Genomic DNA, 6,098 nt, shown 5'->3' with positions numbered 1-6,098 from the left:
CGCCGGCATCGGCGGCGAGACGGCCCTCCAGGCGAGCCGCAAGCTGAAGGCGCGAATCCTGGAGATCGCCGCCGCGATCCTGCAGGCGGAGCCCGCCACCCTCGACATCCGCGACGACGCGGTCACGGACGCGGACGGCGCGCCCCGTATGACGCTGCGGGAGGTCGCCAACCTCGCCTATTACCGCTCGGACCTGCTGCCGCCGGACGTTTCCCCGGCCCTGACGGTGGCGCACCACTTCGCGCCGCGCGGCTATCCCTTCGCCTTCACCAACGGCATCCACGGCAGCCTCGTCGAGGTCGATGTCGAGACCGGCTTCGTCACGATCCTCAAGCACTGGGTCGTGGAGGATTGCGGGCGCGTCATCAACCCGCTCCTCGTCGACGAGCAGATCCGCGGCGGCGTGGTGCAGGGGCTCGGCGCGGCCTTCTTCGAGGAATGCCGCTACGGCGAGACGGGCCAGCTCCTGAACGGGTCGATGTCCGACTACCTCGTGCCCATGGCCTGCGAGATGCCCGACATCGTCATCGCCCATGTGGAGACACCGACCCTGGACACCGAACTCGGCGCCAAGGGCTGCGGCGAGGCGGGCACCGCCGCCTCCAGCGGCGCGGCCCTGAACGCGGTCAACGACGCCCTGCGCCCCCTCGGCGCCGGCATCTCCCAGCTCCCCATGACACCCGAACGCATCCTGAGGGCGCTCGACGTGATCTGATCTATCCCCGGCGGACTTCCCCAGGCGGACTTCCGCCACCCGGATTTCGCGACGCGGGCCGCCTTCACGAGCCCGCGCGACGACAGGAGGAAACCATGATCGAACAGGGATCGCGACACGGCTCCGTCTCGCGCAGGACGCTGGTGCGTGGACTGGCCGCCACGGGCGCGCTCGCGGGCATCGGGATGCCGTTCGTCGCCCGCGCCGCCGAGCCGATCCGCATCGGTTTCCCGACGCCGGTCACCGGCCCGTTCGGCGCCGAGGCCAAGGATCAGATCCGCTCGGCCGAACTCGCCGTGAAGCAGTTCAACGAGACCGGCGGCTTGAACGGCCGGATGGCCGAACTCCTGGTCCGTGACGACAAGCTCAACCCCGGCGAGGCCGCGACCCGGACGCTGGAACTCATCGAGAAGGACAAGGCCCATTTCATCGTGGGTGCCCTGTCGAGCGCGGTCCAGCTCTCGGTCAACGAGATCACCCGCTCGCGCAAGGTTCTCTACGTGTCGATCAGCCAGTCCGACACGATCAACGAGGCCAAGGATTTCAGCCGCTACACCTTCCACGAGGCGCTGAACCCGCACATGACCACGGCGGCCGTGGCCAAACACACGTTCAAGAAGGGCACCCGGGTGGCGTACCTCGCCGCCGACTACGCCTATGGCCACGAGATGCTGCGCGGGTTCAAGCGCGCGGCGGCCGCCATCGGCGCCGAGACGGCCGGCGAGATCCTGCACCCGTTCGGCGCGCCGGACTACTCGACCTTCATGCCGCGCCTGCGCTCCATGCGCCCCGACATCCTGTGCATCTGCAATTTCGGGCGCGATCAGGCCAACAGCATCAAGCAGGCGAATGATTTCGGGCTGAAGAAGGCCGCCCGGATCGTCGTGCCGGTGCTGCTGCACAACCAGCGCCTCGCGGGCGGCGCCGACGCCTTCGAGGGCGTTGTGGGGGCGAGCAACTACTACTGGCGCCTGGAAGAGACCGTGCCCTCGGCCAAGGCCTTCAACGACGCCTTCCGGGCCGCCTACGCCAACGCGATCCCGACCGATTACGGCGCCTACGGATACACGGCCGTCCGCTCGCTGCTGATGGCCGTGAAGGCGGCCGGCGATACCGACACGGACAAAGTCATCGCGGCCCTGGAGGGCCTGACCTACGACGTCGCCAAGGGACCGGAGCGCTACCGCGCCTGCGACCACCAGGCGATCCAGTCCGTGCTCATCACGGAATCGCGCAAGAAGTCCGAGATGCAGGGCGAGGCGGACCTGTTCCGCATCCTGGATGTCGAGGCCGGCTCCGAGGCCGCCCTCCGCACCTGCGACGAACTCGGCCACCGGGCCTGATCGGGCGCCATGAGCGGGAGCCGGCCATGACCTCTGCCTTCGCCGCCTTGGATCTTGAACTCATCGCGATGCAGCTGTTCTCGGGCGTGGCGCTCGGCGCCGTGTTCGTGATGCTGGCCCTCGGCCTGTCGATCATCTTCGGCATGCTCGGCATCGTGAATTTCGCCCACGGCAACTTCTTCATGGTCGGCGCCTACGCGGGCGTCTTCGTCATGGAGCGCACGGGCAGCTTCTGGGCGGCGCTGCTGGTCGGCCCGCTCATGGTCGGGGCCCTGGGCCTGCTGGTGGAGCGCTTCCTGATCCGGCCCCTGGCCGGCCGCTCGCCGGACGATCCCCTGCTCCTCACCTTCGGGCTCGGTTACGTCCTGGTGGAAGGCGTGCGCATCCTGTTCGGCTCGGACGGCCTACCCTTCGCCACCCCGGAGGAGCTCTCCGGCGTCGCCGATCTCGGCATCGGCTACTTCCCGATCTACCGACTCTTCGTCGTCGGCGTGGTGGCGCTGGTGCTCGTCGTCCTCTGGTACGGCCTCGAGCGGACGCGGCTCGGGCTGATCGTGCGGGCCGGCGCCCGCGACCCGGAAATCCTCCGGGTCCTCGGCATCGACATCCAGCGGCTCTGGCTCTGGGTGTTCGGCCTCGGCATCGCGCTCGCGGCCCTGGGCGGCGTCCTCGCCGCGCCGATGCGCTCGGTCAATCCGGAGATGGGCAACGTCGTGCTGGGCGAGGCCTTCGCCGTCACGGTGATCGGCGGCATGGGCTCGCTGATGGGCTCCGTCGTCGCCGGCCTCCTGGTGGGGATCGTGGTGTCGATGACCGCGCTGGTCGCCCCCGAGATGGCCAGCATCGCGATGTTCGCCTTCATGGCCCTGGTTCTCCTGATCCGGCCCCAGGGCCTGTTCGGCAAGCCCGGCCTCGGTGTCTGAGGGAGACCGCACATGCAGACCCTCGACCAGACCGTCGTCGACGCCCCGCCGGGGGCGGTGAAGCCGCAGCGCGCCCCGCGCGTCACCGCCGGGTTCTCGCGCTGGCGCGCGCCGCTCTCGATCCTCGCGCTCCTGACCCTGCCGTTCCTGCTCCCCTCGCAGGCGCTCGCCGTCAACGTCCTGATCTACGGGCTCTACGCCGTCGGCTACAATCTGCTCTACGGCTACACCGGCCTCCTCTCCTTCGGGCACGCGGCCTTCTTCGGAACGGGCGCCTACGTCACCGGCATCGCCATCGGCGCGTACGGACTCCACCCGCTCCTGGCGATGGGCCTCGGGACGGTCGCGGCGAGCGCGTTGGCGCTGACGGTCGGGGCCGTCTCGATCCGCTCGCGCGGCATCTACTTCGCCATGGTGACCCTGGCGCTCGCCCAGCTCGTCTACTACGCCGCGCTCCAGGCTTCGTCCTGGACCGGCGGCGAGAACGGCCTGCGCGGCTTCACGGTCTCGCGGATCGGCCTTGGGCCCGTCTCGCTGGACATCCTCGACCCGCAGGTCAAATACCTCTTCGTCCTGGCCTTCGTGGGGGCGGCCCTGGCGCTGATCTCGCGCATCCTCGCCTCGCCCTTCGGGGCGGCCATCGAGGCGATCCGTGAGAACGAGACCCGCGCGCGCGCCTGCGGCTTCGACGTGGAGCGCTCGAAGCTCCTGGCCTTCGTCCTGTCCGGCCTCTTCTGCGGCCTGAGCGGCGCGCTCTCGGCGATCCACCTCTCGATCGTTCCCCTCGACAGCCTCGCCTACCACACCTCCGGCATGGCGGTGGTGATGACGCTGGTGGGCGGCGCCGGCACCTTCTTCGGCCCCTTCGTCGGTGCTCTGGTGGTGCTGGTCCTGGAGGACGTGTTCAGCCTCTGGACGCCCCACTGGCAGCTCGCCCTCGGGACCGTGTTCATCCTGTTCGTGTTGTTCCTGCCACGCGGCCTCTGGGGCTCGGCCCTGGAACGCCTCTCCTTCCGCCGGGGGCAATCATGAATCCGGTTCCGCAGGCTCCGATCCTGGAAGTGGAGGCGCTCGGCCGCCGCTTCGGCGCGTTCACGGCTCTCGAAGACGTCAGCGCGGTCTTCGGCAAGGAGCGCATCACGGCCATCATCGGCCCGAACGGGGCCGGCAAAAGCACGCTGTTCAACCTGCTCTCGGGCGCCCTGGCGCCCACGGCCGGGCGCCTCCGCTTCGGGGGTCGCGACATGACGCGGGTGCCCCAGGCCCGGTTCGCGCATCTCGGCATCGCGCGCTCCTACCAGATCACGAACGTCTTCCCGCGCCTGACCGCCCATGAGAACCTGCGGACGGCGATGCAGGCGCGGGCGAGCCGCTACGACTTCTGGAGCCGGCGCGACGCTCTGAGCGGCCTCGCGGAGCGAGCGGATGCGTTGCTCGCCGATATCGGCCTGGCGGGCCGGCGCGACCGTCCCGCCGCGTCCCTCGCCCATGGCGAGCAGCGGGCCCTGGAGATCGGCATCGCCCTGGCGAGCGACCCCAAGCTCCTGCTCCTCGACGAACCGACCGCCGGGATGGGGCCGGAGGAGACCAAGGAGATGGTCGCGCTGCTGCGTCGCCTCGGCGAGACGCGCACGATCCTACTCGTGGAGCACAAGATGAAGATGATCCTCGGCCTGTCCGAGCGGATCCTCGTGCTGCATCACGGCCGGCTCATCGCCGATGGCAGCCCGGCCGAAATTCAGGCCGACCGCGAGGTGCGGCGCGTCTATCTCGGCCAGAGCGGTGGGTACGGCCATGCTTGAGATCCATGGCCTCGACGCGTGGTACGGCCCGAGCCACGTCCTGCACGGACTCTCCCTCAAGGTCCGAGCCGGCGAAATCCTGGCCCTTGTCGGCCGCAACGGCGCGGGCAAGACCACGACCATGAAGGCCGTGATGGGCCTGATCCCCAAGGTCGGCGGCAGCGTGCGCTTCCTCGGCGCGGAACTGCTCGGCCGTCCCGCCCATGCCCGCTTTCCCCTGGGCCTCGCCTACGTGCCCGAGGACCGGCGCATCGTCCCGGGCCTGACCGTGCGGGAGAACCTGAAGCTCGGCCTCCTGCGCGCGCCGCGCACGATCAAGGAGGGGGCGGCGATCGCCGAGATCGCCGAGACCTTCCCGCGGCTGGCCGAGCGCCTCGACCAGATCGCCGTGACGATGTCGGGCGGCGAGCAGCAGATGCTCGCCATCGCGCGCGCGATGATCGCGCGGCCCAAGCTCATCCTGCTGGACGAGCCGTCGGAGGGCATCATGCCGGTGCTGGTCGAGGAGATGGGCCGCCTGTTCGTGTCCTTGCGCGACCGCGGCGTGACGCTGCTCCTCGTCGAGCAGAACGTCGAGTGGGCCCTCAATCTCGCGAACCGCGCCGTGATCATCGACCAGGGTGCCGTCGTGCACGAGAGCTCGGCCGCCGCTCTGCGCGCCGACACCGAGATCCAGGATCGGTACTGCGCGGTCTGACAAAGCGCGTGGTCGATCTCAGAGGCCGGCCGATCCGCGCCGACAGCGGCGCGAGCCAGGGAGGACAGCATGGACATCACCGGCGAGTACCGAATCGCGGCGCCCCGCGACACCGTCTGGGCCGCCCTCAACGACCCGGAGGTGCTGACGCTCTGCATCCCCGGCTGCAAGGAGCTCACCCAGGTCTCGCCCGAGGAGATGGCCGCCAAGGTCGCCCTGAAGGTCGGCCCGGTCTCGGCCACCTTCGCCGGCACCGTCCGGCTGGAGGATATTCGGGGCCCAGAGGGCTACACCCTGGTCGGCCAGGGCAATGGCGGCATGGCGGGCTTCGCCAAGGGGCGCGCCGTGGTGAACCTCACGGAGGATGGCCCCGATACCATCCTGCGCTACGAGGCGAAGGCCGAGATCGGGGGCAAGATCGCCTCCCTCGGCGGTCGCCTGATCCAGGCCACGTCCCGCAAGCTCGCCGATGAGTTCTTCGGCAAGTTCGCGAACCGCCTCGGCGCGCCCGCACCGGAGAGCGCGGCCCTGCCTCCCCCCTGACCAAGCCGGCCACGCTCCGCGTCGCTAAAACACCCCGCACAGGACACGAGACGATCATGCCCACCGCGATTTCGC

At 69.8% G+C, this 6,098-nt stretch carries 7 protein-coding genes; all 7 read left to right on the top strand.

The genetic code is table 11. The features are described 5' to 3' along the window. Window positions 1–715 (top strand): xanthine dehydrogenase family protein molybdopterin-binding subunit (locus MFF30_RS22270; protein ID WP_238282231.1); only part of this gene is annotated, 715 nt, incomplete at its 5' end. A gap of 95 nt (window positions 716–810) precedes the next feature. Continuing rightward, window positions 811–2,058, top strand: coding sequence for an ABC transporter substrate-binding protein (locus MFF30_RS22265; RefSeq protein ID WP_238282230.1), 1,248 nt, complete (start codon window positions 811–813; stop codon window positions 2,056–2,058). 26 nt (window positions 2,059–2,084) lie between these two features. Further along, window positions 2,085–2,981, top strand: coding sequence for a branched-chain amino acid ABC transporter permease (locus tag MFF30_RS22260; protein ID WP_238282229.1), 897 nt, complete (start codon window positions 2,085–2,087; stop codon window positions 2,979–2,981). A gap of 12 nt (window positions 2,982–2,993) precedes the next feature. After that, the gene (locus MFF30_RS22255; RefSeq protein WP_238282228.1) at window positions 2,994–4,013 is read left to right on the top strand and encodes a branched-chain amino acid ABC transporter permease; all 1,020 of its coding nucleotides are present in this window, start codon (window positions 2,994–2,996) and stop codon (window positions 4,011–4,013) included. Then, a complete protein-coding gene (locus MFF30_RS22250; RefSeq protein WP_238282227.1) occupies window positions 4,010–4,783 on the top strand; it encodes an ABC transporter ATP-binding protein in 774 nt (257 codons plus the stop codon). Before MFF30_RS22255 ends, MFF30_RS22250 begins: the two co-directional genes overlap by 4 nt. Further along, window positions 4,776–5,480, top strand: coding sequence for an ABC transporter ATP-binding protein (locus MFF30_RS22245; RefSeq protein WP_238282225.1), 705 nt, complete (start codon window positions 4,776–4,778; stop codon window positions 5,478–5,480). Before MFF30_RS22250 ends, MFF30_RS22245 begins: the two co-directional genes overlap by 8 nt. 69 nt (window positions 5,481–5,549) lie before the next feature. Further along, a complete protein-coding gene (locus MFF30_RS22240; protein ID WP_238282224.1) occupies window positions 5,550–6,023 on the top strand; it encodes an SRPBCC family protein in 474 nt (157 codons plus the stop codon). Window positions 6,024–6,098 lie beyond the last annotated feature (75 nt).

The organism is Methylobacterium goesingense (assembly GCF_022179225.1).
GTDB classification, from domain to species: Bacteria; Pseudomonadota; Alphaproteobacteria; order Rhizobiales; family Beijerinckiaceae; genus Methylobacterium; species Methylobacterium goesingense.
Note: the sequence above shows the minus strand (reverse complement) of the source record. Positions and strands in the feature narration are given on the sequence as shown.